Raw genomic sequence first — 1134 nt, forward strand, 5'->3', positions numbered from 1 at the left:
TAGAATTTTTAGCAGATTTAGATATTTCCATTTCAGCAGGTTATTTATCCAACCTGTTAATCAAAAACCACTCAGGTTTTGAAACCGAGAAAAAAGAAGTTTATGATTCAGGACTAGCTAGTAGTCCTTGGCAACACTTCGACCAAACAGGTGCGCGTGTGGGTGGAGTAAACTATACCACCAATGTCATCTGCAACCCTTTATATACAGTCTACTTTACGACAGCGAATAAAGACCGACTGACCGTACTGAAAGGATTACAGCCAGGACGAGAACTAGAATTTATGCTGAATCCACTGACATTCTCACTAATTCAGGACTTCAAAATCCCGATTAAATGGCAGAATGCTCTCAAGCTATTACCTCAAGAAACTGTATTGAGTGAGGCACAGTTTAATCACCTACTCAATAATTATGTACCAAAACTGGGTGATCAACAACTGACCCGGATTAAGGAAGCAGCAGCTATTGCTTTCTATCATCAGCAAACAGATTGCCCAGTCGTACAAACTCTCTGTTGTGATGATGCCCCCCAATTCAAGTTAATCACTGCTAATCGAGCTTTATGTTGGGTACAGGAGGGAAGGCATTACAAGAAGTTAAGCCCAGTATTCGCTTGCCATCAAGTAATTTTAGAGAAATTTATCGAAGATTTTTGGGATTATTATCGGGAATTATTAGCTGACAAAGATGCTCCTAGTGCAGAAGCGGCACGCCAATTAAAGTCTAAATTTTGGCTACTTTTTACAACTAAAAGCGGTTATGAATTGTTGGATGAACGCAAACAATTAACTGCTACAAAAGTATCGGAGTTGCTCAGGGTTTTAGAGCATCCTGAATTACCTTTACACAATAATCCGGCTGAGTTAGCTGCCAGAACTATGGTGCAGCGACGTAATATTAGCTATGCAACTCAAACGATTGAGGGTACTCAGGCTTGGGATACTTTTATGTCTCTTGTTGCCACTACTCGTCAGTTGGGAATCAGTTTTTTTGATTATGTCCGTGACCGAATTTCTCAACTTGGAATCATTCCCTCTCTCTCCACTATTATTCGCTCCAAGTCTTCTCTTCATCCCTTGGGCTTGTCTTGGCAACTAGAATAACTGCTACCCCTACTTATTGAGCCGATAC

At 40.7% G+C, this 1134-nt stretch carries 1 pseudogene; it reads left to right on the forward strand.

Annotated elements, in window-relative coordinates:
- Positions 1 to 1106: pseudogene (locus QUB44_RS30985) on the forward strand (hypothetical protein); the annotation flags it as partial.
- Positions 1107 to 1134: the final 28 nt, after the last annotated feature.

The organism is Microcoleus sp. AT3-D2 (assembly GCF_036705715.1).
Classification (GTDB): domain Bacteria; phylum Cyanobacteriota; class Cyanobacteriia; order Cyanobacteriales; family Microcoleaceae; genus Microcoleus.